Source organism: Streptomyces ortus, from assembly GCF_026341275.1.
Taxonomy (GTDB): Bacteria; Actinomycetota; Actinomycetes; order Streptomycetales; family Streptomycetaceae; genus Streptomyces; species Streptomyces ortus.
The window spans coordinates 8,296,432-8,321,867 of the sequence record NZ_JAIFZO010000002.1; the positions used below are offsets into that span (position 1 = coordinate 8,296,432).

The 25,436-nt window shown below is 70.6% G+C and carries 24 protein-coding genes; 14 read left to right on the plus strand and 10 right to left on the minus strand.

From position 1 onward, the window contains the following. The first annotated feature begins 63 nt into the window (after nucleotides 1-63). Nucleotides 64-981 (plus strand): LysR family transcriptional regulator, encoded by a 918-nt coding sequence (locus tag K3769_RS39285; protein WP_267030986.1) that lies wholly within the window; start codon nucleotides 64-66, stop codon nucleotides 979-981. An 87-nt stretch (nucleotides 982-1,068) separates the two neighbouring features. On the opposite strand, the gene K3769_RS39290 is transcribed toward K3769_RS39285, so the two are convergent. Then, a complete protein-coding gene (locus tag K3769_RS39290; RefSeq protein WP_267030987.1) occupies nucleotides 1,069-2,187 on the minus strand; it encodes a fatty acid desaturase family protein in 1,119 nt (372 codons plus the stop codon). Between the two features lie 7 nt (nucleotides 2,188-2,194). Beyond that, a complete protein-coding gene (locus K3769_RS39295; protein ID WP_267030988.1) occupies nucleotides 2,195-3,250 on the minus strand; it encodes a ferredoxin reductase in 1,056 nt (351 codons plus the stop codon). A gap of 86 nt (nucleotides 3,251-3,336) precedes the next feature. Here K3769_RS39295 and K3769_RS39300 point away from each other — a divergent pair, with 86 nt between their 5' ends. Beyond that, nucleotides 3,337-4,476 (plus strand): PucR family transcriptional regulator, encoded by a 1,140-nt coding sequence (locus K3769_RS39300; protein WP_267030989.1) that lies wholly within the window; start codon nucleotides 3,337-3,339, stop codon nucleotides 4,474-4,476. A 51-nt stretch (nucleotides 4,477-4,527) separates the two neighbouring features. Here the strand turns inward: K3769_RS39300 and K3769_RS39305 are convergent, their stop codons facing one another. The 3 genes from K3769_RS39305 to K3769_RS39315 form a co-directional block, all read right to left on the minus strand. Next, nucleotides 4,528-6,003, minus strand: coding sequence for a SulP family inorganic anion transporter (locus K3769_RS39305; protein ID WP_267030990.1), 1,476 nt, complete (start codon nucleotides 6,001-6,003; stop codon nucleotides 4,528-4,530). Nucleotides 6,004-6,108: 105 nt separating this feature from the next. After that, the gene (locus tag K3769_RS39310; RefSeq protein WP_267031742.1) at nucleotides 6,109-6,783 is read right to left on the minus strand and encodes a CBS domain-containing protein; all 675 of its coding nucleotides are present in this window, start codon (nucleotides 6,781-6,783) and stop codon (nucleotides 6,109-6,111) included. A gap of 35 nt (nucleotides 6,784-6,818) precedes the next feature. Then, on the minus strand, nucleotides 6,819-7,283 hold the full coding sequence (locus K3769_RS39315) for a Crp/Fnr family transcriptional regulator (RefSeq protein WP_267030991.1): 465 nt from the start codon (nucleotides 7,281-7,283) through the stop codon (nucleotides 6,819-6,821). A 335-nt stretch (nucleotides 7,284-7,618) separates the two neighbouring features. On the opposite strand from K3769_RS39315, the gene K3769_RS39320 reads away from it, so the two are divergent. Together K3769_RS39320 and K3769_RS39325 are read left to right on the plus strand one after the other, a co-directional pair. Continuing rightward, entirely contained in the window at nucleotides 7,619-8,530 is a 912-nt protein-coding gene (locus K3769_RS39320) for a universal stress protein (RefSeq protein WP_267030992.1), read from the plus strand. 299 nt (nucleotides 8,531-8,829) lie between these two features. Further along, nucleotides 8,830-10,557 (plus strand): sensor histidine kinase, encoded by a 1,728-nt coding sequence (locus tag K3769_RS39325; RefSeq protein WP_267030993.1) that lies wholly within the window; start codon nucleotides 8,830-8,832, stop codon nucleotides 10,555-10,557. Nucleotides 10,558-10,688: 131 nt separating this feature from the next. On the opposite strand, the gene K3769_RS39330 is transcribed toward K3769_RS39325, so the two are convergent. Continuing rightward, nucleotides 10,689-11,294 carry a TetR/AcrR family transcriptional regulator gene (locus K3769_RS39330; RefSeq protein WP_267030994.1) on the minus strand — a complete coding sequence of 202 codons (606 nt, stop codon included), beginning with the start codon at nucleotides 11,292-11,294 and terminating at the stop codon, nucleotides 10,689-10,691. A gap of 127 nt (nucleotides 11,295-11,421) precedes the next feature. Here K3769_RS39330 and K3769_RS39335 point away from each other — a divergent pair, with 127 nt between their 5' ends. Beyond that, nucleotides 11,422-12,366, plus strand: a complete 945-nt coding sequence (locus K3769_RS39335; RefSeq protein ID WP_267030995.1) for an alpha/beta fold hydrolase — start codon at nucleotides 11,422-11,424, stop codon at nucleotides 12,364-12,366. A 149-nt stretch (nucleotides 12,367-12,515) separates the two neighbouring features. Beyond that, nucleotides 12,516-12,830 (plus strand): hypothetical protein, encoded by a 315-nt coding sequence (locus K3769_RS39340; RefSeq protein ID WP_267030996.1) that lies wholly within the window; start codon nucleotides 12,516-12,518, stop codon nucleotides 12,828-12,830. Nucleotides 12,831-12,837: 7 nt separating this feature from the next. Here K3769_RS39340 and K3769_RS39345 read toward each other — a convergent pair whose 3' ends face one another. Next, nucleotides 12,838-13,311, minus strand: coding sequence for a winged helix-turn-helix transcriptional regulator (locus K3769_RS39345; protein ID WP_267030997.1), 474 nt, complete (start codon nucleotides 13,309-13,311; stop codon nucleotides 12,838-12,840). Nucleotides 13,312-13,520: 209 nt separating this feature from the next. Here K3769_RS39345 and K3769_RS39350 point away from each other — a divergent pair, with 209 nt between their 5' ends. Further along, the gene (locus K3769_RS39350; RefSeq protein WP_267030998.1) at nucleotides 13,521-14,255 is read left to right on the plus strand and encodes an alpha/beta fold hydrolase; all 735 of its coding nucleotides are present in this window, start codon (nucleotides 13,521-13,523) and stop codon (nucleotides 14,253-14,255) included. A 141-nt stretch (nucleotides 14,256-14,396) separates the two neighbouring features. Here the strand turns inward: K3769_RS39350 and K3769_RS39355 are convergent, their stop codons facing one another. Next, the gene (locus tag K3769_RS39355) at nucleotides 14,397-15,095 is read right to left on the minus strand and encodes a GntR family transcriptional regulator (RefSeq protein ID WP_267030999.1); all 699 of its coding nucleotides are present in this window, start codon (nucleotides 15,093-15,095) and stop codon (nucleotides 14,397-14,399) included. Between the two features lie 60 nt (nucleotides 15,096-15,155). Then, on the minus strand, nucleotides 15,156-16,043 hold the full coding sequence (locus tag K3769_RS39360; protein ID WP_267031000.1) for a dihydrodipicolinate synthase family protein: 888 nt from the start codon (nucleotides 16,041-16,043) through the stop codon (nucleotides 15,156-15,158). A gap of 187 nt (nucleotides 16,044-16,230) precedes the next feature. Between K3769_RS39360 and K3769_RS39365 the strand changes: the two genes are divergently transcribed. The 4 genes from K3769_RS39365 to K3769_RS39380 all read left to right on the plus strand — a co-directional run bounded on the left by K3769_RS39365 (nucleotide 16,231) and on the right by K3769_RS39380 (nucleotide 20,273). Beyond that, nucleotides 16,231-17,589 (plus strand): MFS transporter, encoded by a 1,359-nt coding sequence (locus tag K3769_RS39365; protein ID WP_267031001.1) that lies wholly within the window; start codon nucleotides 16,231-16,233, stop codon nucleotides 17,587-17,589. Then, nucleotides 17,586-18,611, plus strand: coding sequence for a dihydroxyacetone kinase subunit DhaK (locus K3769_RS39370; protein WP_267031002.1), 1,026 nt, complete (start codon nucleotides 17,586-17,588; stop codon nucleotides 18,609-18,611). The genes K3769_RS39365 and K3769_RS39370 overlap by 4 nt, the downstream gene beginning before the upstream one ends. Then, a complete protein-coding gene (locus tag K3769_RS39375) occupies nucleotides 18,608-19,309 on the plus strand; it encodes a DAK2 domain-containing protein (protein WP_267031003.1) in 702 nt (233 codons plus the stop codon). Before K3769_RS39370 ends, K3769_RS39375 begins: the two co-directional genes overlap by 4 nt. Before the next feature lie 352 nt (nucleotides 19,310-19,661). Beyond that, nucleotides 19,662-20,273, plus strand: coding sequence for a class I SAM-dependent methyltransferase (locus tag K3769_RS39380; protein ID WP_267031004.1), 612 nt, complete (start codon nucleotides 19,662-19,664; stop codon nucleotides 20,271-20,273). Nucleotides 20,274-20,304: 31 nt separating this feature from the next. Here the strand turns inward: K3769_RS39380 and K3769_RS39385 are convergent, their stop codons facing one another. Further along, a complete protein-coding gene (locus K3769_RS39385; protein WP_267031005.1) occupies nucleotides 20,305-21,297 on the minus strand; it encodes a LacI family DNA-binding transcriptional regulator in 993 nt (330 codons plus the stop codon). A gap of 327 nt (nucleotides 21,298-21,624) precedes the next feature. On the opposite strand from K3769_RS39385, the gene K3769_RS39390 reads away from it, so the two are divergent. The 3 genes from K3769_RS39390 (at nucleotide 21,625) to K3769_RS39400 (ending at nucleotide 25,315) form a co-directional block, all read left to right on the plus strand. Beyond that, the gene (locus K3769_RS39390) at nucleotides 21,625-23,343 is read left to right on the plus strand and encodes a discoidin domain-containing protein (protein WP_267031006.1); all 1,719 of its coding nucleotides are present in this window, start codon (nucleotides 21,625-21,627) and stop codon (nucleotides 23,341-23,343) included. A gap of 89 nt (nucleotides 23,344-23,432) precedes the next feature. Further along, nucleotides 23,433-24,767, plus strand: coding sequence for a DUF1996 domain-containing protein (locus K3769_RS39395; RefSeq protein WP_267031007.1), 1,335 nt, complete (start codon nucleotides 23,433-23,435; stop codon nucleotides 24,765-24,767). Then, nucleotides 24,743-25,315: a DUF305 domain-containing protein gene (locus tag K3769_RS39400; protein ID WP_267031008.1), complete on the plus strand. Its 573-nt coding sequence runs from the start codon at nucleotides 24,743-24,745 to the stop codon at nucleotides 25,313-25,315. Before K3769_RS39395 ends, K3769_RS39400 begins: the two co-directional genes overlap by 25 nt. Nucleotides 25,316-25,436 lie beyond the last annotated feature (121 nt).

The window sequence follows — 25,436 nt, forward strand, 5'->3', positions numbered from 1 at the left end:
CCGTACGACCGAGGAAGACAGCCGTACGACCGAGGAAGACAGCCGTTCAACCGAGGAAGACCCGTGAATCTCAGTCGCCTGGACCTCAACCTCGTCGTCGCCCTGAGAGCGCTCCTCGAAGAGCGCAACGTGACGCGCGCCGGGCAGCGCGTCGGCCTCAGTCAGCCCGCCATGAGTGCCGCCCTGGCCCGGCTGCGGCGCCACTTCGGCGACGACCTGCTCGCCCGCGTCGGCGGCCACTACGAGCTCACGGCGCTCGGTCAGGTCCTCCTCAACCGCACCTCCACCGCCTACGACGTACTGGAACGGCTGTTCGCCAGTCAGGCCGACTTCGATCCGGCCAGGGAGAGCCGCGAGTTCAAGGTGATGGCGTCCGACTACGCGGTGGCCGTCTTCGGTACCGAACTCGCCCGTGTCGTGCACGAGGAGGCCCCCGGTGTCCGGCTGCGCTTCACCCAGACCTCACCGACCGTCGTCGACGACACCGCCACCCTGCTCAGCGCCATCGACGGCCTGCTCATGCCGCACGGCGTCATCAGCGATTTCCCCGCCACCGACCTGTACGACGACCGGTGGGTCTTCCTCGTCTCGGCCGACCATCCGGAGATCGGCGACCGGCTCACCCGCGAAGACCTCGCCCGGCTGCCGTGGGTGACCTACCAGCGCACGTACGACGCTCCGGCCGTGCGCCAACTCGGCATGCTCGGCATCGAGCCGCGCGTGGAGGTGTCCGTCGACAGCTTCCAACTGCTCCCGCTGCTGGTCGCGGGTACCCGCCGTATCGCGCTGGTCCAGGGACGCCTGGCGCGGCTGCTCGCCCCGATCGCCGCCGTCCGCGTACTGGAGCCGCCCTACGAGGCGGTGCCTCTGCGTGAGGCCCTGTGGTGGCATCCCGTGCACACGCACGACGCGGCCCACAGCTGGCTGCGCGAGACCAGCGCGCGCGTCGGCGCGCGACTGGCGGCGAACGGGGCCGAGTGACCGCGCGCCGACCCGTATGGCCGACGCGCCGCCGTCACCTCCGTCCGAAGGGTCTGAAACCGAAGGGGTCAGAAACCGCCCCCGGGATCAGGCCGCGGCGAGCTCCTGCTCGCGGTCCGGCGTCCTGACCGCGGGCTTCTTGTTCGGCAGAGAGAGCCGGAAGACCTTGTGCCAGGCGGAGAACACCTGCTTGGGCAGCGGCCCGGTGATGTACTCCAGCTCGTACTTCTCGAACAGCGCGCGCACCTTCACGGCGACCTCGGCGTACCGGTTGCTCGGCAGGTCCGGGAAGAGGTGGTGCTCGATCTGGTGCGACAGGTTGCCGGTCATGAAGTGCATGGCCTTGCTGCCGCTGATGTTCGCCGAGCCCATCATCTGGCGCAGGTACCACTGGCCGCGCGTCTCGCCCTTGATCGACCGGCGCTCGAAGACCTGTACGCCCTCGGGGAAGTGCCCGCACATGATCACCGAGTGGGTCCAGAGGTTGCGGACCAGGTTCGCGGTGAACGTGGCGGCGAGCGTGGACAGGAACGACGGGCCCGACAGCAACGGGTGGATCACGTAGTCCTTGAGCACCTGCTTGCGGATCTTGCGGCCCACGGCCCTGGCCCGTGCGCGGAACTCCGGGTTGTTGCGGCGGCGCTTGTGCAGGTTCTTGCCGAGCTCCAGGTCGTACGCCGCGATGCCGTACTCGAAGAAGCAGGCGTTGAGGAAGTTCCACAGCGGCTGGCCGAGGTGGAACGGATGCCACTTCTGGTCCTCGTCGACGCGCATGATGCCGTAGCCGAGGTCGTTGTCCTTGCCGATCACGTTGGTGTACGTGTGGTGCAGCTCGTTGTGCGAGTGCTTCCACTGCTCGGACGGCGAGACGTGGTCCCACTCCCAGGTGGTGGAGTGGATCTTCGGGTCCCGCATCCAGTCCCACTGGCCGTGCAGGATGTTGTGGCCGATCTCCATGTTGTCCATGATCTTTGCCACGGACAGGCCGGCGGTGCCGAGCAGCCACGCGGGCGGGAAGATCGAGAACAGGAGCACGCCCCTGCTGACCAGTTCGAGCTTGCGCTGCGCCGAGATGACCTTGCGGATGTAGGCGGCGTCGCTCTCGCCGCGGCTCGCGATCACCTCGTCGCGGATCGCGTCCAGCTCGCGCCCTAGCTCCTCGATCTGCTCCGCGGTCAGGTGGGCGGTGGGGTCGATGGCGGTCAAGGTGCTCCTACCGTTCGATGTCGCACGGGCCCGCCGCGGCGGACACGCAGGTCTGGATGAGGACGCCCGGCTCGGCCTCGGTGATCTCGCCGGTGCGCAGGTCGCGGACGGCGCCGGCCTTGAGCGGCGTGACGCAGCCGAAGCAGATGCCCATGCGGCACCCGGAGGGCATGAGCACACCGGCCTCCTCGCCGATGTCCAGCAACGGCGTGGCGCCGTCCGCGTCGACGGTCCTTCCGGTGGTGCTGAACGTGACCTCGCCGCCGTCGCCGGTGACGACGACGGCGGGGCGGAAGCGTTCGGTGTGCAGACGCGCGGGTACCCCGTGCCCGGTCCAGTACTCCTCGGCGGCGTCGAGCAGTCCGGCGGGCCCGCAGGCCCAGGTCTCGCGCTCGGCCCAGTCGGGCACGAGTTCGTCGAGGCGGGCGATGTCGAGCTTGCCGTCCGTGTCGGTGTGCACCTCGGTGAGCCGCAGCTTCTTGTCCGCGTCGAGGCCGAGCAGTTCGTCACGGAAGATCACGTCGTGCGGCTTCGGCGCGCAGTGGACCATGACGACGTCGTCGAACTCGGTGTCGCGCAGCATGCCCATCACGGGCGTGATGCCGCTGCCGGCCGTCAGGAAGAGCACCTTGGCGGGCTTGGCCGGCGGCAGCACGAAGTCACCCGTGGGCTGGTCGAGCTGGATCAGCGTGCCCGGTTTCGCCCTGCGGACCAGGTGGTTGCTGACCTTGCCGTCCGGGATCGCCTTCACGGTGATCGTGAGGCGGCCGTCCCGGCGGCTGGTCGGCGAGGTGATGGAGTAGGCACGCCACAGGCGCACTCCGTCGATGTCGACCCCGATCCGCACGTACTGGCCTGCCGTGTGGCCGCGCCAGCCCCGCCCCGGCCTGATCACGACAGTCGCGGCGTCGTCCGTCTCGGGATGCACGGCCTCGATGCGCCCACGCAGGTCGGCGCCCGCGCGCAGCGGGCTGACCAGGTCGAGGTAGTCCGACGGCAGCAGGGGCGTCGTGACCATCTCCAGCAGTTTCCACGCCCTGCCGCGGAGGGCTACGTTCGTCATGACTCCAGCTTGCTGTACCTCACGGAGTAAAGTCCTGACCGCAGGACGTAAATCTGGTGGGCCGAATTGTTCGTGGAGAACAAAAAGTGAGTCATGCAATCAGGAGAGCCAGCGAACTGGCCCTCAATGAGACGACGGTCACCGCGCTTCGGGCCGAGCTGAGGGCCACCGCCGACGAGGTCGTGCAGGCGATCATCGACGAGGTCCCTCCTTACGCCAACGCCCTTTCGGGCCGCATGGGCGGCACCATCCGCCGAGCCGTCCGTACCGCGCTGGGGCACTACCTGGACCTCGCGAGCGGGCACGCCACGGGCGGCGACGCCGGGGACGCGGCCTACGAGCTGGGCCGCGGCGAGGTGCGCGACGGCCGTTCGATGGACGCCCTGCTCGCCGCCTACCGCGTCGGCGCCCGGGTGGCCTGGCGGTGCCTGGCCGCGGGTGCCGTACCCGCGGGTCTGCCCGCCGCCGAGGTCGCCAAGTTCGCCGAGCTGACCTTCGCCTACATCGACGAGCTCTCCGCCGCGAGCGCCGCGGGCCACGCCGACGAACTGGCCGCCCGGGGCAGGGCCCACGAGCGCCACCTGGAACACCTGGCCCGCGACCTCCTGGCCGGCGCGAGCCCGGACGTGCTGCTGGCCTCCGCGCAGCGGGCGGGGTGGCAGCCCCCGGTCGCGCTGACCGCGGTCCTGCTGCCCGCCGCCCAGGCCCGCCCCGCCTACCGCGCGCTCGACGCGAACACCCTGGTCCTCGACGATCTGCCGGACGCCACCGGTGTGCTGCTCGTCCCCGATGCCGACCGGTCACATCTGTCGCGGCAGCTGACCGACCGCGCCGCCGTGATCGGCCCGCCCCGGCCGTGGACGCGTGCCTCCGCCTCGTACGCGCGAGCCGTCCGCGCGCGCTCCCTCTCCTGCGACATCCGGGACACCGAGGACCACCTGCCCGAGCTGGTGCTGAGCGCCGACGCGGACGCGTTCGCCGACCTGCGTGCCCGAGCCCTCGCACCGTTGCGGACCGTGCCCGCCGCGACGGCGCGGCGGCTGGAGGAGACGCTGCGGGCGTGGCTGCTGCACCAGGGCAGGCGGGACGAGGTGGCGGCGGCGTTGTTCGTCCACCCCCAGACGGTCCGGTACCGGATGTCGCAGCTGCGGGAGCTCTTCCCGGATCTCGGATCACCCCACCGGGTCCTGGAACTGACGCTGGCGGTCGGCCTCCGGCCCACCTGACGCGTACGCCGGCTGAACCGCCTCTGCGGGCTGTGGACCGCCGGATCCGTGTCAGTGGCGTTCGCGGCACCACTGCCGGTACGCGGTCACCGCCGTCGGCAGGGTGGGAAAGATCCGCCCCGCGCCGACGCTGTCCGCCAGGCCGTATGCCTCCAGGTCGTCCAGCAGGTCCTGTTTGACGCGGGCGAGGGCGAAGACGATCCCGCGGTCGGTGAGTTCGCGGCGGAGTGCGTCGACGGCGTCGTGCGGTCGGGCCACCCGGGCCGGCAACTCCGCCACCGAGAGACCGACGGCCACGAGGACGCCGTACAGGATGTCCAGGACAAGCACCCCGGTCAGACAGCCGAGGGACAGGAGCAGTTCGCGGCGCCGGAACGTGGCCAGTCGCCGGAAGCCCGCCAGGTCGATCATGCGGACCGCGGCGTAGACGACGAGCGCCCCCAGCAGCGCCGTGGGAGTGCGGGCGAGCAACGGGCTGAGGAACAGCAGAACGGCGAGCACGCCCGAACCGGCGATCAGCGAGTACAACTGGCTGCGCCCGCCCGCCGACGCGGCGAGCGCGGTGCGGCTCGCGCTGCTGCTCACCGGGAAGCCCCGCACCAGGCCCGCGCCGAGGTTGGCGGCGCCCAGGGCGAGGAACTCCTGGTTGGCGTCCAGGGCTCGCGCGTCGCGCCCCGCGAAGGCACGTGCGGTGAGGATGACGTCGGTGTAGCCGACGAGGAGGACACCCAGGGCGGGCAGCAACAGGTCGGGCAGTTCGGTCAGGTCCGGCGGAGCGAGCGGGGGAAGACCGGCCGGAACGTCACCGATCACCTTGATCCCGTGCCGCTCGTCGAGTCCGAGGGCCACCACCGCGGCGGTCGCCAGTAGGACGGCCAGCAGCGGGCCGGGCAGGGCGCGGAGGTACCGCGCGGCGGCGAAGAGGAACAGCAGCACGGCGGCGGCGAGCAGCAGCGTGGGCAGATGGGCGTCCGGCAGGTTACGGACGAAGGACCACGTCTTCGGAAAGAACCCGGAGCCCGTGGAGCGGACACCGGTGAGCTTGGGGAGTTGATCGACCATCATGATGAGGGCGACGCCCGCCAGGTATCCGATGAGCACGGGCCTGGACAACAGATCCGCGACGAACCCGAGCCGGGCCACCCAGGCGACCACGCACAGCAGACCGACGGCGATCGCGAGCACGGCCGACAGCGTCGCGTACCGGGCCGGGTCTCCGGCCGCGAGGGGACCCACCACCGCCGCCGTCATCAACGCCGTCGTCGACTCCGGGCCGACGGAGAGCAGTGAGGAGGAGCCGAGCAGCGCGTACAGGGCCAGTGCGGGCAGGATGGCCCACAGCCCGGCGACCGGCGGCAGCCCGGCCACGCCCGCGTACGCCATGACCTGGGGCACGAGGTACGCGGCCACGGTCATGCCCGCCAGGACATCGGCCCTCAGCCACGCGCGCCGGTAGCCGATCAGGGCGCCGAGCCCGGGGGCCGGCCGACGCCACAGCGGGACGCGGCCACCGACACGCGGGGACATGTGCCTCCTCCCGTCGGGTCCGCCGAGGATCCGCTCCGGTCGGGCCCTCCGAAGGGTCCACCGGCGGACCGACGTCCGCGAAGAGCCGACCGGAGCCGGACGCGGTCACCCCCAGGCCTCGTCCACCGTCGAATCCCCATGCTCGGAGAGGTCGAACTCGACGTCCACGACACCCTCGACAGCCCGTGCCAGACGGGCGGCCACCGGGACCAGGGACGTGTCCCGGATGTGTCCGCTGAGCTTCACCACACCGTCCCGTACCTCCGTCCGCACGGAGGACGAGGGCATGGGGAACAGGTACGCCACGACTTCCCGCCGGACTTCCTCCGCCATCTCCTCGTCGTCCCGCAGGAAGACCTTGAGCAGGTCGGCGCGGCTGACGATGCCGTGCAACGAACCGGATGCGTCGACGACGGCAAGCCTCTTGACCTTGGCGCGCGCCATCGTCCGGGCGGCCTGGGCGAGCGTCGCGTCGGGGGCGGTGGTGAGGGCAGGGGAGGTCATCAACTCCTCAGCGGTCACCGCGCCGGCCTTGGCGAGGTCGGAGAGCCTGCGCAACTGCGTGTACCGGTCGGGGTCGCTGTCGCGGAACTCCTCCTTGGGCAGCAGATCGGCCTCGGAGACGACCCCGACCACCCGTCCCTTTCCTCCCACGACCGGCAGGGCGCTGACCTTCCGCTCCTGCATCGTCCGCACGATCTCCTTGAACGAGGCGTTGCGGTCCACCGTGGCGACGGCGTGGGTCATCACATCGCTCACGACGTGCGGCGTGCCGTGCATCATGCCTCCTTGAGCGCTTCGATCGAGGGTGTCGTTCAGACGCGGCTGCCGCTGCCGTAGGGGGCGTACAGGTCCAGCAGCCGGGTGCGGGCGGAGCGCAGCCGGTGGGCCAGTACGTCACCGACCCACTGGGTGACCGCCGTGCCGAATGCGGGATCGCTCACGCACAGGCCGCGTATGGCCGCGGCGTCGAACTCGTAGGCCCGTACGGGAGTTGTCGCCTCGGCGCCCAGATGCCAGGTGTGCGGCGCGAACAGCCAGGACCAGCCGACGAGTTGGTTGTGGCCGAGTGTCTCGATGACCGCCGCCCGCCGGCCCGGCACCCGCATGTCGAGAGCGATCGTGCCGGTGCGCACGATCCAGAACCGGTCGGCCCGTCCGCCTTCCTCGAAGAGGCGGCTGCCCATCTCGAACGACACCTCGTGGGCAAGGTGCAGCAACCGCTGCCGGTGTTCGGCGGGGAGGGCCCGCATCATGTTCGACGTGACGGAATCGTTCATGGGGTGCCTCCAAGGCTGCACGCGGTCCTGTCCCCTACAGCGTCTTACCGGGCCCTGGTGAGGGCCATGGGCCACACGGCCCCATGGGCAGGCCACCCGGTACTCCGCGCGGGCTCCGCGGCGCACGGTGCCGGCCCCCCGGCCCATCCAGTGGGGCCCAACAGACCCGCGAAGGGCCGCAAGGCCCCTACGCACGGATCGGTTTCTGCCCGAAGCTCGACGAGAAGCGCTTCGAAGAGAAGCGGCTCGTCGAAAAGTGCTTCGTCGAGAAGCGCTTCGTCGAGAAGTGCTTCGACGGGAAGAGCTTCCGGTTCCGGACTCAGGAGGTAGGCAGCATGCTGCGCCATGTAACCGCGGGCGTCGACGGTTCCGTCGAGAGCCTTGCGACCGCACACTGGGCGGCCCGGGAAGCCGTGCGCCGTGGAGCTCCTCTGAGGCTGGTGCACGCCTGGCAGTGGCACCCGCGCCCACCCGCCTCCGTCCCCATGGGCAACAGCGAGCACGAGTGGGCCCAGGCGACCCTGAACCAGGTGGTCGGCAGCGTGCGGGCCGCACACCCCGACCTCCACATCGATTCCCGGCTGGTGTCCGACTCCCCGGTCGGGGCGCTGCTCGCCTCACCCGACGAGACCGAACTGCTGGTACTCGGCTCCCGGGGGCTCGGCGGTCTCGCGGGGTTCATGGTCGGCTCGGTGTCCCAGCGGGTCGTCGCCAGGTCCGTACGCCCGGTCGTGCTCGTCCGCGCGGGCCGGGCCGCGGCCGACGAGCACTCCACGACACCCGGCGGGAAGGAGCCTTCGCCGCAGACCCACGGGACGTCGAACCGCGATGTCGTGCTCGGCCTGGACGTCCGGCACCCCTGTGACGAACTGATCGAGTTCGGCTTCGAGGCCGCCCGGCTGCAGGGCGCCGCCCTGCGGGTGGTCCATGCCTTCAGCGTTCCCTCCGCCGACGGCGCCGACCTGCACGCGGTCACCGGGGCGGGGGCGGAGGTGCTCGCCGCGCAGGAACGCGCCGTCGTCGCGGCGCTGCGGCCGTGGTGCGCTAAGTACCCCGAGATCTCCGTGACCGAGACCGTCTCCGAAGGCCGTCCGGCCGCCGCCCTGGCCCACGCCTCGTCCGAAGCCCGCCTCGTCGTCGTGGGCCGGAAGATCCGGGCGAGCCACCTCGGGACGCACATCGGTCCCGTGGCCCACGCGGTCCTGCACCACGCCAACTGCCCCGTCGCCGTGGTCCCGCACGCCTGATGTCATCCGGCCCCGTCGTCCCAGGGCCGGGTGGACCACGGAGGACGGCCCCGGGCGCACGGTCGAGCTGGTCACGGTCGCCGGCCGGTACCAGAACGAGTGGTGGGGCCGCACCGAACGCCTCCTCGGCCGCACCGGGTTCGTGCCGTCCCGGCTGCCCCGGGGCCGACCGGCGCGGGTCGGTTCCGGGCGTGGCGGCCGGGCCGGATCCGTATCCTCTCCCACACCGGCCCGATAGCGTGACACGCGACCGGAACCGTTCCGCTGTCCGTGCGTCGAGGCACCTGGAGGATCAACCGGTGGGAAGCTCCGAGGAGTCCTTTCAGGCCCGCGTACGGCTGCCGCAGCTGAAGCTGGACGAGCTGCTGGAGGAACTGCAGGCCAGGCTGGATGCCGCCCGAGGTACGCGCGACCGGGTGCACAGCCTGCTGGAGGCCGTGCTCTCCGTCGGCCGGGAGCTGGACCTCGAACAGGCGCTCTACAGCATCGTGGAGGCCGCGGCCGTGCTGGTGGACGCGGAGTACGCCGCCCTGGGTGTGATCGGGCCGGACGGGAAGCGGCTGTCGGCCTTCCACACGGTCGGGATCAGCGAGAAGCAGATCGCCGAGATCGGCCATTATCCGGAAGGGCACGGCATTCTGGGCGAGCTCATCAGCCACCCCGAGCCCCTGCGGCTGGTGAAACTCTCCGAGCATCCCTCCTCGTACGGCTTCCCGCCCCACCACCCGCCGATGAACACCTTCGTCGGTGTGCCGATCCGGGTGCGGGACCTGGTTTTCGGCAATCTCTATCTGACCGAGAAGCGGGGCGGGGCGCAGTTCGACGAGGAGGACGAGTCGGTCCTGTCGACGCTGGCCGTGGCGGCCGGCGTGGCGATCGACAACGCCCGTCTGTACGAGGAGTCGCGGCTGCGTGAGCGCTGGCTGCAGGCGAGCGCGGAGATCACGCACTGTCTGATGTCCGGCAGGGACCGCGCCGAGGTGCTCGGCCTGATCGCGGAACGGGCGAGGGAGATCACCTCGGCGGCCCTGGCCGTGGTCGCCCTGCCGATGGAGAACACCGACTCGCTGACGGTGGAACTGGCCATCGGAGAGGGCGCCGGGACGCACCGCGGGCTCGTGCTGCCGGTGGACGACGGTCTGATCGGCCGGGCGTTCTCCTCGGCCGCCTCGGTCGCCAGCGCCGACATCTCCACCGAGGAACGGGCCGCGTCCGGCCCGCAGCGGTTCAACGGGCTGGGCCCGGCGGTAGCCGTCCCGATCGGCTCGGGCGAGCGTGTACGAGGGATCGTCCTGCTGGTACGGGACTCCGGTCGGCCGGAGTTCACCGGAAAGGAGACCGAGGCGCTGCAGGGCTTCGCCGCGCAGGCCGCGGTCGCGATGGAACTGGCCGAACACCGGGAGGACGCCGAGGAGATCGCGGTGCTCAAGGACCGTGACCGGATCGCCCGCGACCTCCACGACCTCGCGATCCAGCGGCTGTTCGCCACCGGCATGACCCTGCAGAGCGCCGGCCGTTTCATCGAGCACTCCGAGGCTTCCGAGCGCGTGGTGCGGGCGGTGGACGACCTCGACGAGACCATCAAGATCATCAGGTCGACGATCTTCGGTCTGCGTGCGCGCGAGGGCGCCACGGCCCCGGGCTTGCGGGCCCGCGTGGTACGCATGGTCGGCGAGACGGCTCCCGTGCTGGGCTTCACCCCCAGCCTCCGGATGGAAGGCCTGGTGGACACGCAGGTCACCAAGGAGACGGCGGACCATGTGGTGGCCGTGCTCTCCGAGGCCCTGACGAACATCGCCCGGCACGCGCGGGCCACCCGGGCCGCGGTGGTTCTGGAGACCGACGGCCGTGAGGTACGCCTGACGGTTTCCGACAACGGCGTGGGCATCCCGGCCGGGGGCCGCCGCAGCGGTTTGCGCAACATGGCGGAACGCGCCGGGCAGTTGGGCGGGGAGATGCAGTTGGGCGACTCCGACGGCGGCGGTACCACTGTGGTGTGGTGGGCGCCGGTAAGCGCGGCCACCTGACGCGCGTCTGCGATCGCTGACCGGACCGACACATCTGAGACCGACACATCTGAGACCGACACATCTGAGACCGACGCATCCGAGACCGGCGCATCTGGTCGACCGACACATCTGCTTGACTGACCCGCCGATCAGGGAGACTCGCTCTCGACGCGTTCGCGCAACGCCTGTGAGAGCGCCCCGACGGTCACGTCCACCACGGCCCGCAGCTGTGCCGGGCTCGACCCGGCTCTGCTCATGACAGCGAGGGACTGGTTCACTGCCGCCGCGTGTACGGCGAAGGCGTCCGCGTCCTGGTCGGTCATGCGGCCGGCCTTCAGCGCGGCGCGCAGGCGCAGGCGCTGGAAACCGAGCGCCTGCCTGGCGTGTGTCGCCACGGCCGGGCTCAGCACCGGAATCGCCATGGCCGACTGGGCGATCAGGCATCCATCGGGCAGTTCGGGATCGGCGATGCGCTGCAGGGTGACGTCGAAGAACGCGCGGACGGCCGCGACGGGTTCGGACGCCGCGCAGGACAGGGCGGCGTCGTACCGGTCGCCGTAGCGCGCGGTGTAGCGATCCAGGCAGCGCAGGAACAGTGTGTCCTTGTCGCCGAGCGAGGAGTAGATCGAGCTGCGGTTCAGACCGGTGGCCCGGGACAGGTCGTCGACCGAGGTGTCGGCGTAGCCGGCGCGCCAGAACTGGATCATCGCCGCGTCGAGCACCGTGTCCATGTCGAACTGCTTCTTGCCTGCCATGTGGCACTCCTGGTCGGTGTGTCGCTGTCGTAGGGGTCCGGCCGTTGGTCGCCATCCTATCTTGAACTAAATGGTTCAAGAAGTGTTAGCCTCCACACCCAACACCGATGGAGGATTCCGTACACCGATGGAGGATTCCGTGACCGTCTCCGAAAGCAGTCCCGTCTCCGAATGCAGCCCCGTCCGCGACCTGCCCCCGCAGGACCTGGCCGGTTTCACCCACCGCTGGGTCGACGCGGACGGCATCCGCCTGCATGCCGTCGACGGCGGCCGGCCGGACGGCTCGGCCGTCGTCCTGCTCGCCGGGTTCCCGCAGACCTGGCAGGCCTGGCGAAAGGTCATGCCCAGCCTTGCCGACCGGTTCCGCGTCATCGCGATCGATCTGCCGGGGCAGGGCCACTCCGAGCGCTTGGAGCGCGGCTACGACACCCACACGGTCGCCGCCCACGTCCACACCGCCGTGGAGGCGCTCGGAGTGCCGTCCTACTGGCTGGCCGCCCATGACATCGGAGCGTGGGTCGCCTTCTCCCTGGCCCTCAAGCACGAGAACCGGCTGCGCGGAGTCGCCCTGCTGGACGCCGGAATCCCCGGCATCTCCCTCCCGGAGGCGATCCCCACCGATCCGGCCCGGGCGTGGAAGACCTGGCATTTCGCGTTCCACCTCGTGCCCGACCTGCCCGAGACCCTGCTCACCGGCCGCGAACGGGAGTACGTCGGCTGGTTCCTGCGGACGAAGGCACTGTGTCCCGACACGTTCGACGACGCCGACCTCGACCTCTACGCCGCGGCCCTCGCCGCCGACGGCGGGCTCGGCGCCGCCCTCGCCTACTACCGGGACGCCGCCGAGTCCGCGCGCAGGAACCACGAGGCGCTCAGCCGGCAGCACCTGACCGTGCCCGTCCTCGGAATCTCCAGCAGCCACGGCTCCGTCCCGGACATGGCGGCCTCCCTCAGCCCGTGGGCCGACGACACCACCGGAGTCGTCGTGGCCGACGCCGGGCACTTCATCCCCGACGAGCAGCCCGACGCCGTCGCTGCCGCGATAGCCGACTTCGTCACCGGACGCGTCTGACGCACCGGACGTGCAGGGCGCGCCTGATGCGCCGGACACGACTCCCGCGCACATCGCGTATACCGCTCCCGCCGCGCACATCGCGTATACCCCTGCCGCCGCGCACCTCGACCCGGACCGGGCCACTGGCGGTCGACGAACGGCCCTACATGCCGCCCGCGTTGGCCGGCGCGCTGGGATCGAAGACCCGCGCCGACCGCCCCCAGCTCTCGGTGCGCGAGGAGAACGTGCGCGAGGAGAACGTGCTCATCGAGTGGTTCCAGTCGCAGTCGAATCGGAGTCGAAGGAACTGGTCGCGCAGCGTCTCGGCGTCTCGGCATCTCCGCATCTCCGTACGGTCGGTCAACTCATCTCTGGACCGGGTGCGCATCAAGTACGCGAACGTCGGCCGGCCCGCCCGGACCAAGGCAAATCTGGTCGCCCGCGCCATCCAGGACGGGCTGGTCGACGTGGCCGATCTCTGACCGCCGCTCAGACAGCCGGCCCAGTCGTCAACCCGTCCGCCGGCCCGTCCGAGGGGGCGCTCGACGCGTCCCTCTCCGCGGCTGCCTCGTGAAAGGCGAGAACCGTCTCACCGTTGGTTCTCGCCCAGTCGGTGAGCCTTCTGATGGGTTCCTCCAGGGTGCGCCCCAGCTCGGTCAGGCTGTATTCCACCCGGGGCGGCGCCTCGGCGTACGCGTGCCGTTCGACGAGTCCGTTGTCCTGCAGGCGGCGCAGTGTCTGCGTCAGGACTTTGCGTGAGACACCGCCGATGAGTTCGACCAACTCGCCATGGCGGACAGGGCCGTCGCTGAGAGCGAAGAGCGTGACCACGGCCCATTTGCTGGAGATGATCTCGATGGCCAGGCGGGCGGGGCAGTCGGCTAGGAACACGGTTCCGGGACGGAGGCTCACGGACCGAAGGTTACCTTTTGGTTCCTGACGGCTGCCTAACGTCGAAGACATGCAGCGCACCGATATGCAGCGCACCGACATGCAGCGCACCACCACAACGGTCGCCGAGGCCTAGCCCGGCGTCCTCGCGCCGAACGTTCTCGGATCCATACATCGCGACATCGCGCCCGCCCGTGAGCATGTCTGAGCCTGTCCGGCCATGCCCGCCTGCGGCACATGTCCACCCGCCGGAAGACCCACCTCCACCCGAAGGACCAGCCATGACCAGACCGACCACCTACGTCCTCGTGCACGGAGCCTGGCACGACGAACGGTCCTGGGACCGCGTCGCGCCCCTGCTCACCGCCCGGGGCCACCGAGTCTTCGCGCCGTCCCTCACCGGCCACGGGGACAAGGCACACCTGCTCGGCCCCGACGTCGGACTCACCACCCACACCGAGGACGTCGTCGACCTCATCCTCGACCACGCCCTGAACGACGTCGTCCTCGTCGGACACAGCTACGCGGGCATGGTCATCTCCGGCGCGGCGAACCGGATTCCCGAGCGCATCTCGCGTCTGGTGTACCTCGACGCGATGGTCCCGACCCACGGCGAGAACGCCATCGACGTCATGCCACTCACAAAGGCCATGATCGACGGTGCCGCCGACAGCGCCCAGCCCTGGCGCATACCGCCGTTGCCGGAACTCGCCGCGCCACTCGGCCTCTTCGGCGTGACCGACTCCGACGACATCGCCTGGCTCAGGGGCACGCTGACGGACGAGTCGGTGCTCTGCTTCCAGCAGCCGGTCGAGATGGACAACCCCGCACAGGCGGCCGTCCCGCGCACGCACATCCTCTGCGTCGGCAACGAACCCGAGGGCGTCACCCGCCGACCCGTCCCCGCACTGCAGCCCAACGGCGAGCTGTCCCACGTGCACACCCTGGACACCGGTCACGACGCCATGATCACCAGGCCCGCGGAGCTCGCCGCCCTGCTGCTCGAAAACATCTGACCGCGTGGGGACGGCACCGGGGTGGCCAGCCCGGTTCACGGCTTCGTACGCCGCCTTTGTGGACGCGACCGGCGGAGCTTGAACTGCTCGCGTGCTGGGGCGCGTTCATCGCCAGGTCAAGTGAGGTCAGGGGAGGTGAGATCAGGTGACGATGCTGTGGGAGTCCATGTCGGCCAGGGTCCACTCCTCGACCTCGGCGAGGTGGACGGCGGCGGCCTCCTGGGCGGCGGCCACGTCCCGGGCGGCCATGGCGTCCAGGATCTCCAGGTGCCGTTTCGTGGAGCCCGCGAGCCGGTGCGGCCCGGTCGCGCCCAGGACGCGCAGCCAGTACACGAAGGGCTCGACCGAATCGCGGGCGGAGATGAGCCTGCTGTTGCCGGTGCTGGCGATGATCTCGCCGTGGATGCGGGTGTCGCTGGCGAAGAACGGTTCGTAGTCGCCGCGTTCGGCGGCGGCGATGGCGGCCACCGCCTCCTCGCGGAGGTCGGCGATCTGCTTCAGCGGCATGTTCGAGGCCGCCACACCGGTGGCGAGCCATTCGAGTCCCTTGCGCAACTGGCAGACCTCGTGCACGTCCTGACGGCTCGGCCGCGTCACGAACGTGCCCGAGCGCGGACGCGTCTCCACGAGCCGGTCGTGTTCGAGTCGCACCAGCGTGTCGCGCACCGGTGTGCGCGACACGCCGAACTCCGCCGCGATCGCCCCCGGGTCGAGACGTGAACCGGGAGCGTACTCACCGGAGGTGATGCGTGCGCACAGGATCGAGTACAGCTGCTCGGAGATCGACTCGACGACGAGGGGCTGGGGTCCGCGACGGTCGCGTACCGGTGTGGTGGCCATGAACGCCCCTCGGGTCGGGTACGGAAGACGGGTCGCCCACGAGGATGTGGGACGTGACATCTAATCGATCAGATTAGCCGTTCGGAGCGCCTCGCGGATGCGTGCGCGGTCGGATTCCCCGGCCGGCCGGAAGGGGCGGCGGGGGAGTCCCGGGGAGCGGCCCTGGAGTTCGAGCGCCGCCTTCAGCGTCGCGGGGAGGTTGGGCGCGTCGATCGCCCGCCACACGGTGAGAATGCGCTCGTGCAGGCTCAACGCCTTCGCGTGGTCACCGCTCTGCACCGCGTTCCACAGCTCGACGCTCAGCGCGGGCGTGACCGTGGGGATGGCGGCCAGCGCGCCGTGGGCGCCCATGACGAACGCGGGATAGTGCAGGTCGTCGAGGGCGGCGAGGATGACGAACCGCTCGCGCATCCGGTGCAGCAGATCGGCGAGCAGGTGCATGTCGCCGCCGGACTGCTTGATCGCCACGACCTGCGGCACATCGCGCAGCAGCTCGATGGTGTCGACGGGGACCAGGGCCCAGGGCACCACGTTGTAGAGGACGATCGGCAGGTCGGTGGCCTCGCCGATCTCCCGGTAGTGCGCCACGGTCTCCTCGGGCGAGGGGGAGAAGACGTAGTGCACGGGCGTCACCTGGAGGGCGTCGACCCCGGCCTCCCTGAGGGCGAGCGAGTAGCGCTTGGCCTGGGCGGTCGAGTTCTGGATGACACCGCCGATCACCGGCACCCGGCCGGCCACCTCGTCCACGACGGTGGCGCAGATCGCCGCGCTCTCCTCCAGGGAGAGGGTCTGCCCCTCACCGGTGCTCCCGCAGGCGCAGATGGCGGTGACGCCCTGGCCGAGGAGGTACTTCACCTCGCCGCGCAGCAGGTCCAGGTCGACCTCGTCGTTCTCGTCGAACGGTGTGACGACGGTGGAAATCATCCCGCCGAGCTGGATGTCCTTCACGTGTCCTCCTGCGTATTGCCGCGCTCAGGATGCGGATGTAATGTCTGATGCATCAGATGCTAGCACGGGGTCCGCCAACCGGAACCACACCTTCCGGCCACCGCCGACCCGCACGCATGATGAGGACGGCACCGACCGCGTCTTCGAGCCGCCATCGCATTCGAGCCGCCATCGCAATGGAGCGAGCATGTCCACACCAGCCACGGCACCGGCCGCCGAGCCGGCCTCCCGGGCGTCCCTGCGCAAGGTCGTCACCGCCAGCGCCCTGGGCACCACCGTCGAGTACTACGACTTCACCCTCTACGCGACGACCGCGGCCCTGGTCTTCGACAAGATCTTCTTCCCCGACGCCTCACCTCTGGTGGGCACCCTCGCCGCCTTCGCCACCTACTTCGTCGGCTACGCGGCCCGTCCCCTCGGCGGCATCCTCTTCGGCCACTTCGGCGACCGCCTCGGCCGCAAGAACGTCCTGATCATCACCATGCTCATGATGGGCCTGGGCACCTTCGCCATCGGCCTGCTGCCCTCCTACGACAGCATCGGCATCGCCGCCCCGATCCTCCTCGTCCTCATCCGGCTCATCCAGGGCCTGGGCATGGGCGGCGAATACGGCGGCGGCGTCCTCATGGCACTGGAGTACAGCCCCAGGAAACGGCAGGGGTTCTTCACCTCCCTCGTCCACATCGGCACCCCGGCGGGCGTCCTGATCCCCGTCGGGCTCGTCACGGCCCTGGACGCGGCACTGCCCGGCGGGGCCTACGACGACTGGGCCTGGCGCCTGCCGTTCCTCGCCAGCATCCTGCTCGTCGGCGTCGGCATGTGGATGCGCTTCCACATCACCGAGAGCCCCGAGTTCGTCAAGATGCGCGCCGACCGCGAGGTGCAGAGCCTGCCCGTACGGGAGGTGCTCACCCGGCGCCCGGCCACCGTCGTCTTCTCGATCCTCGCCAAGATCGCCGAGAGCGGCCTCTTCAACATCTACTACGTGGTCGCCATCACCTACGTCACCACCGAACTCGACCGCGACAAGACCCCCGTACTCCTCGCCGTCCTGGTGGCCTGCGCCGTCGAATGCTGCACCCTGCCCCTGTTCGGAGCGCTCTCCGACCGCATCGGCCGCCGCAAGGTCTACATCGCCGGCGCCCTCTTCCAGGCCGTTCTCGCCGTGCCGTTCTTCCTGCTCGTCGAGACCGGCCAGTTCTGGGCGTACGCCCTGGGCATGACCCTCGGCCTCGGCGTGGGCCACGCGGCGATGTACGGAGCACAGGGCGCACTGTTCTCCAACCTGTATCCCGTCAACGTCCGCTACACCGGCCTGTCCGTCACCCAGCAGTTCGGCGCCACCCTCGGCGGCGGCCTGTCCCCGCTCATCGGAACGGCCCTGCTGGCCACCGCGGGAGGCCACTGGGGCTGGCTGATCACCTACTGCGTCGGCGTGGCGATCATGTCCGCGCTCGCCACCACCCGCCTGGCCGCGGGGGAGGCCCGGCCCGACACCCCCGAGCCCCTGCCGACGCCCGCCCCCGAAAGGACCGCCACCCCGTGACCCGCCTCTTCCTCCCCGACACCGCGCCCGTGGAGGCCGCGCTGCGCGGTCTCACCCTGGCCCACCCCGACCTGCTCCACCTCCACCAGGACCCGCTCTACGTCACCGCACGCGACCGTGACCCCCGGCGCCGCGTCGGCCTCCTCTCCGGCGGTGGCTCCGGCCACGAACCCCTGCACACCGGGTTCGTCGGCCGCGGCATGCTCGACGCCTCCGTCCCCGGCCGGGTCTTCGCCTCACCGCACAACCGCCAGGTCTACGAGGCCTCACGGGCCGTGGCAGGCGAGGACGGCGTGCTGCACATCGTGAAGAACTACACGGGGGACCGCATCAACTTCGGCATCGCCGCGGAGCGCCTGCGCGCCGACGGTGTCCGGGTGCGCCGCGTCCTGGTCGACGACGACCTCGCCACCGAGGACGAGAGCACCGCCACGGGCCGGCGCGGTACGGGAGCCACCGTCATCGTCGAGAAGCTCCTGGGCGGGGCCGCGGACACCGGACTCGGCCTCGACGAACTCGCGGACCTGGGCGCCGAGATCGCCGCCGCGTCCCGCAGCGTGGCCGTCGCCTCCCGGGCCCACACCTCGCCCGCCCAGGGCGGCCGGGCCTTCGAACTCGGCGACGACGAGCTGGAGTACGGAGTGGGCATCCACGGCGAACGCGCCGCACGGACCGTCGCCCGCCCGCCGTTCGGCGAACTCGTCGACCGCATGGCACAACAGGTGCTCGACGGCCTGCCCCGCCGCCCCGAAGGCGTGCTCCTGCTCGTGGGCGGCCTCGGCGCGACCACCCTGCTGGAGCTGTACGCCGTCCACGACCGGGTGCGCCACTTCCTGGACGAGAACGGCGTGCGCGTCGTCGGACAACTCGTCGGCACCTTCGTCCCCGCCCTCGACATGAGCGGCTTCTCCCTCACCTTCACGACGCCCGGAGACCGCTGGGTCGACTGGTGGCAGGCCCCCGCCCGTACCCCGGCCTTCCCCGTCACCCAGCCCTTCGTCGGCACGGAGTCCACACGATGACCCTCGATCACCGCTTCGACCACCGCCTCGTCCTGACCACCTACGCACAGACAGCCCGTACCGCGCACGGGACGCTGACCGAGCTCGACCAGCTCTCCGGCGACGGCGACTTCGGCGACAACCTGCGCGAAGGTCTCGACCAGGTCGAGACCGCACTCCGCGAACGCCCGGACGAAGCCGCCTTCGCGGTCGCCGCCAACGTCTTCCTCGACGAGGTCGGCGGCACCAGCGGCCCCCTCATCGGTCTGCTCTTCCAGGAGATCGCCAGGGCCCTGTCCGCCACGGACGACGCCCGCGACGGCTGGCGTGCGGGTGTCACGGAGGGCCTGGCCGCCATCCAGCGCGTGGGGGAGGCGGAGCCCGGAGACCGCACCATGGTCGACGCGCTCGTCCCCGCGCGGGACGCCCTGGCCGCGGGGGAGGGCTTCGCCGCCACTGCCCGTGCGGCCCTCTCCGGCGCCCGGGCCACCGCCGCGGTCCGCGCCCGCCGGGGCCGCGCCGCCTACGTGGGCGACCGTGCGCTGGGTGCCCCCGACCCGGGAGCGATGGGCGTGGCGCTGCTCTTCTGGTCGCTGGCCGAGGTGGCCGAACCCGACACGGCGTCCGGCCCGACATCCGGCCTGACACCCGACAGGACACCTGACACGGCGACGGAACGGCTGGAGGAGTTGCTCCGGCAGGCACGCGACAGCGGGTGACACGGACACCCGCACCCAGGAGGGCCGCGTTGCGCGCGTGAGGTGCACTCGCTCCGCCCGCAGTCCTGCGGTCGTGCCGCAGTACCCGTCAAGCGTGGCATCCATCTTCGACTGACCTGATGAGCAATTGTCCTTATTGCGTCAGTCTCTGTCGTGCGCTGGATGCGACCAAGGGGCGGCAGTACGTTGCCTGCACCTTCACGCCGGACGGCCGGACGACCGTCGTCGGCTCGGCTACCCGCCCGGCCGCGTCGCGACGCCGCCCTGCCGCACCTGACACGGGCTCACCTCGTCCACCGGCACGCAGACTCGCGGGCTGAACGCACAGGCCCAGCGGCATATAGTCGATCTCATGAGCCGTTGGCGGGACCTGACCGGGGGAGTGTCCGGGCGCGAGTATGCCGCGCGTTTCGAGGCGTTGGCCCGGGGCGGGAAAGACGTGCACGGGGAGGCGGCCTTCTGTGCCGCTCTGGTGCCCGCGCCGGCCCGCGTGCTCGACGCGGGCTGCGGCACCGGAAGGGTCATGATCCGGCTGGCGGAGCTCGGCTACGACTGCGTCGGCGTCGACCTGGACGCCTCGATGCTGGAAGTGGCGCGGGCACAGGCGCCCGAACTGCCCTGGTTGCGGGCCGATCTCGCGGAGTTCGACCCGGCCCGGTTCGGTGTCGCCGCCGGCTTCGACCTCGTGGTCGCCGCCGGTAACGTCCTGCCGCTGCTGGCTCCCGGGACGGAGGCCGCGGTGGTCGGCCGCCTGGCTGCGACCCTGCGTCCGGGCGGCCTGCTCGTCGCGGGCTTCGGACTGGACGCCGCCCATCTGCCCGTGCCGCCCGCCACCACACTCCCCGAGTACGACGCGTGCTGTGACGCGGCCGGCCTCGCTCTCGTCGACCGCTTCGCCACCTGGGACGGCGCTCCCTACGAAGGCGGCGGTTACGCGGTCAGCGTCCACCGCCTCGACGTGTGACCCCCGCTCTGACGAGGCGTCAACCGCGCGGTCAGGTCGATTCGCGTACCACGAGTTCGTTCGGCATGATCACCGGATCTGTGGGGCCGCCGTCTATCAGGCTGAGCAGCAGGTGCACGGCCGCGGTCGCCTGGTCCGCCATCGGGCTGCGTACCGAGGTGAGTGCGGGGCTCGTGTAGGACGCGGCCTCGATGTCGTCGAAGCCGATCACCGCCACGTCCTCGGGCACGCGTCGGCCCGCCTTCTGGAGGGTCCGCAGGGCTCCGATCGCCATCAGGTCGTTGGAGGCGAACACCGCGTCGAGGTCGGGATCGTCCTCCAGGAGCTGGCGCATGGCTTCGGCGCCGGAGACTCTCGTGAAGTCCCCCAGTGCCACGATCGAGCGCCGCTCGGTGTCCCGCAGCGTCTGCCGGTAGCCGGCGAGGCGTTCGCGCGCCTCGTAGAGTTCGAGCGGCCCGGTGATGGTGGCGATCCGGCGCCGGCCGCGCTCCAGGAGGTGGCGTACGGCCAGTGCCGCTCCGCCGGCGTTGTCCAGTGCCACGTACGGGACGTCCTCGGCGGAGGTGCGGTTGAAGGAGACGACGGGCAGACCCTGCCGGGCGAGCGCGGCCGGCAGGGAATCCGTGCCGTGCAGGGCGACCAGGAGCACGCCGTCGACGTGGCCGCCGGCGATGTACTGCACCACCCGGGTCCGGCTCTGGTCCGATTCCGCGAGCATCAGTACGAGCCGTTTGCCCGCCTTCTCCAGCTCCCTGCTGACGGCGCGGACCACGGCGGAGAAGAGAGGGTCGTCGGAGACGACTCCCTGCGGCGGGTCGGAGACCACCACGGCGAGGGTGTCCGTGCGGCGGGTGACGAGGTTGCGGGCCGCCCCGTTGGGCACGTAACCCAGTTCGCGCACCGCACGCATGACGACGTCCCGGATCTCCGGGGCGACCGTCGTCTCGCCGTTGATGACGCGGGAGACGCTCGATTTGGACACGCCCGCCCGGGCGGCGACCACTTCCAGAGTGGGGCGTTTCATGCCTGTCCGTCCCCTGTGCCGCCGCCCGGGTTCGTGCGCGGGGCGGGTTTTCTCATCGGGGCGACCTCCGGCTCGGCGTCATGAAGTTGTGAGCAGCGTATCCGCAGGCCGGGGCGTCAAGAGCATGTGCAGGAGCCCCCGGCCCCCGGTGCCGCGCTCGGACCGACGGCGCGGCACGAGCCTCCTGAGGGACCGCTCCCTGGATGAGTCGTCCGCGTAACACCCCTGTTTTTCCGAGGTGAAACAGCACTTGACAGCCTTCACCCGCCCCTCCATTCTCCCCTTCAGGGAGCGCTCCCTCACCTCCCCCCACTTGAGGAGTCGCCCATGCGAGCACCGCTGCGTCGCTTCGCCTTATTTCTGACACTTGCGGCCTCACTGCTCACTTTCATCGCGCTGCCCGCCCCGTCCGCACAGGCCGCGGAGGTCCTGCTCTCGCAGGGAAAGACCGCCACCGCCTCAAGTACCGAGGGCGACTTCAACGCCCGGAGCGCCGTCGACGGAGACCCTGGAACCCGATGGTCCAGCGCCTTCGCCGATCCGCAGTGGATCCAGATCGACCTCGGGGCGACCGCCGAGATCAGCAGGGTCGTCCTCAACTGGGAAGCCGCGTACGCCACCGCCTTCAGGATCGAGGTGTCGAGCGACGCGCAGAACTGGACCACCGTCCACCAGACGGCTTCCGGCACGGGCGGGACGCAGAGCCTGACGGTCACCGGCACCGGCCGCCATGTGCGCATGTACGGCACCCAACGTGCCACCGCCTACGGCTACTCGCTCTGGGAATTCCAGGTGTACGGCACCGCCGGCGGTTCCGGCGGCGACCCGGGCAGGCTGCTCTCGTACGGCAGACCGGGCGCGGCCTCCTCCTCCCAGAGCGACGGGAACTGCTGGGAGTGCACACCGGCCAGGGCGTTCGACCGTGACCCCGCCTCCCGCTGGGCCACCAGCCCCACCACCGGCTGGACCGACCCGGGCTGGATCTCCATCGACCTGGGCGCGACGGCACAGATCGACAAGGTCGTCCTGCAATGGGACCCCGCCTACGCCAAGTCCTTCCAGATCCAGGTCTCACCGAACGGCACCGACTGGACGCCGATCTACTCGACGACGAATGGCACGGGCTTCAAGCAGACACTGACCGTCTCCGGCTCCGGCCGCCATGTCCGCATGTACGGCACGGAACGCGCCACCCCTTACGGCTACTCGCTCTGGGAGTTCCAGGTGTACGGCACCGGCGGCGCCCCGATCACACCCCCGCCCCTGCCGAGCGACCCCGCGAACCCGCCGCGGCTGGTGTGGAGCGACGACTTCGACGGCGCCGCGGGCGGCAGGCCCGACGCCTCGAAGTGGCGGGCCGACCCGGGCACGGGACCGAACAACGAGCTGGAGTACTACACCGATCACCGCAACGCCTCACTGGACGGCTCGGGACACCTGGTGATGGAGGCCCGCAAGGAGGTCACCGCCGGATCGTCGTGCCCGCGTGACCCGCTGAGCTCCAGCACCACCTGCCAGTACACCTCGGCGCGGATGAACACCGGCGCGACGTTCCAGTTCACCTACGGGCGCGTCGAAGCACGTATCAAGGTGCCCAAGGGCAACGGCCTGTGGCCCGCGTTCTGGATGATGGGCGCCGACTTCCTGACGGGCCGCCCGTGGCCGTACAACGGCGAGGTCGACATCGTGGAGGTCCTCGGCAAGGACGTGAAGACCGCGTACTCGACCGTCCACGCGCCCGCCTACAACGGCGGAGGCGGAATCGGTTCGCCGTACACCCTGCCCGGGAACGCCGACTTCTCCGACGACTTCCACACCTGGGCCGCCGACTGGAACAGCAAGGGCATCACCTACAGCCTGGACGGCCGCACCGTCTTCTCCCTCGACAAGGACCAGGTGGAGCGGACACGCGGGCCGTGGATCTTCGACCACCCGCACTACCTGATCCTCAACCTCGCGGTCGGCGGTGACTGGCCAGGCCCGACGGACGCCTCCACTCCCTTCCCGTCCAAGATGCTCGTCGACTTCGTACGGGTCTATCAGTAGCCCCTGCTCAGCCCTCGGTTTCCACCCAGCCCCGATGTTCGTGAGGAAGTGAGATGCGCAGATATCGCGTCCCTCTGTACACACTCTTGGTGAACGTCCTGGTGGTCGCGCTGGCCGCCGCTCTGAGCCTGACCGTCTCGACCCAGCGGGCGCAGGCCGCGACGGTCACCGTCCAGGCCGAGTCCTACGCGGCCCAGTCGGGCGTCGCGCTGGAGGCGACCGCGGACATGGGAGGCGGGCAGAACGCCGCCTTCCTCGCCGACGGCGACTGGATGCGGTTCGACAACGTCGACCTCGGTACGGCCGGCCGCCTGACGGTGTCGGCCCGGATCGCCTCCGCCGTCGGCTCGGGCACGGTCGAGCTGCGTACCGGCAGCCTCACCGGACCGCTGCTCGCGGTCATCTCGGTTGCCCCGACCGGCGGTTGGCAGACCTGGGCGACCCGGGAGACCGAGGTCTCCAGCCACCCCACCGGTGCGCAGACGGTGTTCGCCGTAGTGCGCGGCTCGGGGGCCGGTGACTTCGTGAACATCAACTGGTTCTCCTTCGTCGGTGAGGGCGGTGGCGCGGCGCCCGGCTGGGTCCCCGTCGACCAGGCCAAGTGGAACGCCCAGCTGGGCCAGTTCCGCGCGATGACGCCGGCCGCGGTGCCCAGCGGTGTGGTCCGGGTCCCGGAGTTCAACGCCACCTGCACGTACAGCCACTCCAAGCCCGACGACCCCATCGTCCTGCCGGGCCTTTCCGGTGCGTCCCACATGCACAGCTTCTTCGGCAACAGGAGCACCGACGCGTTCTCCACGGCCCAGTCGCTGCTGGCCAACAAGCCGACCAGTTGCACCCCGGCCGACGACCTGTCGGCGTACTGGATCCCTTCCCTGTACGAAGGCGACCGGGCCGTCGAGGCCGAGGGCATGATCGTCTACTACGGTTCACGGCTGACCGACCCCTCGGCGACCGTGCCCTTCCCGGAGGGATTCCGCATGATCGCTGGTGACGCCAAGGCGCAGACGCCCACCCCGGCGGGTTCGACCGGTCAGTACTGGTGCTCCGGCGAGGGCGGTGAGATCGGCCGCAGCGCCGACGGCAACTGGCCGGTCTGCGCCCCGAAGGCCCACCTCACCCACCAACTCGTCTTCCCCGACTGCTGGGACGGCAAGAACCTCGACAGCCCCGACCACAAGTCCCACGTGGCGTTCACCTACGACGGCAAGTGCAGCGGCGCCTACCCCGTCGCCATCCCCAACCTCTCCTTCGTCGTCAGCTACCCGACCAGCGGCAGCAGCGCGGGCTTCCGGCTGGCCTCGGGCATGGCGTCGTCGATCCACGGCGACTTCTTCAACGCCTGGGACAACGCCGCTCTCGGACACCGCGTGAAGGACTGCATCACCCAGAAGGCCAAGTGCAACTCCGCCGGCACGTTCTGACCCTGTGGTCGGTGGGCGCCGCGACGGCGGCACTGCTGGTCGCCGGCTGCACCGCGCAGCCGGCGACCGGTGGTACGTCGCCGAACGCCGCAGTGTCACGGACATCGGCCTTCAACGCGACCGACACCGCCTGGATCCTGTTGATGATCCCCATGGCCGAGCGCGCCCTGCGACTGACCGACCTGGCACCCTCCCGCTCGGCGGACCCGGCCGTGGCCACCCTGGCGGCGAGGACCGGCTCGACACTGCGTACGGACCTGCGCCGGTTGCGCGCCGCCCTGAAGGAGTCAGGCGTACCGGACACGCACCCGCACGAGGGGCACACCATGCCGGGCATGGTCGGCCTCGACACCCTCGACAAGGCGACCGCCACGAAAGGGCGGCCGTTCGACCGGATCCTCACCGACGCGTTGCGCGCCCATGTCACCCAGTCCCGGCTGCTCTGTGCCGGCGAGCAGACCCAGGGCAGGGCCGTCGAGGCGACGGGCCTGGCCGCGGCCATCGCGAAGAGGACGTCCCAGCAGATCGCGGAACTGGACGAGCTGTGAACGGCATGTCCAGCGACACCCGGGGGCCGACACCACCCGTGTCCTGCGAGGCATCATGTCCGGCACTCGCCGGACACGGACGGGGCCGCCCGCGCCGGATGTCTCTACCTCGGAGTGCACT